Raw genomic sequence first — 734 nt, 5'->3', positions numbered from 1 at the left:
CCTCGACCACGACCACGACGACGTCCGAGGATGCGAGTACCGCGGGCACATGTCGGGGCGCGCGCTTGCGGGGCCGCTTGCCTGCCGGTCGGCCCGGCCCCTCCGCTGCCGCTGTGATCTGCGCATCGATCATCGCGTCGAACGCGGTCAGCAGCCCGTCGGTTCCTTGGAGCCCGGGTTCGAGGATGCGCAGCGCCGCCACTACGGTCTCGACCGTTGACAGGCACTCCTGCCGGGGCTCCTTCCGGATGCGGTAGTTGCTGCCACGGGGCGGGGAGAGGCGGTAGCGAGGCAACGCGGCGACCCAGGGGTTCGCCCTGAAGATGCGGTGGGCCTGTGCCCACGTGCCGTCAATCACCACGAGGTGCTGCGGCTGTTGCTCGGGGGAGAGTGTGCTGAGCTCCTGGTCCGGGTCGCAGGGGTACAGCAGGCCCGCGCCAGGCGGGAGCGAGACGGGTGGGCTCGCGGAGCTTCTCCCTCGCAGTGCCAGGACGTGCACGTGGACCGACGCGAGGCCGAGCCGCAGCAGCCGCGTCGTGCCGACTGCGTGTCTCCGCTCCGTCGGGTGTTGGAGCACATGCACCCCGACCCGATTCGGGATGGGTGCCAGCAGTGAGCACAGGCACATGCGCGTCGGCTTGTCGCACCGGTAGCAGTGGGGTCGCGGCTCACGGAAGGTGGGCAGGCCTCTCGTCGGACGGTCGGACACATGCACTCCACGGAAGCGTCGGCCT

Annotated in this window: 1 protein-coding gene; it reads right to left on the bottom strand. The window is 70.4% G+C overall.

Going from position 1 to position 734, the window contains the following annotated elements; all coding sequences use genetic code 11:
* Positions 1-628: DTW domain-containing protein (locus GY812_16785; protein ID MCP4437141.1), on the bottom strand; the 628-nt coding region annotated here is incomplete at its 3' end.
* Positions 629-734: the final 106 nt, after the last annotated feature.

The organism is Actinomycetes bacterium, assembly GCA_024222295.1.
GTDB lineage: Bacteria > Actinomycetota > Acidimicrobiia > Acidimicrobiales > Microtrichaceae > JAAEPF01.
Note: the sequence above shows the minus strand (reverse complement) of the source record. Positions and strands in the feature narration are given on the sequence as shown.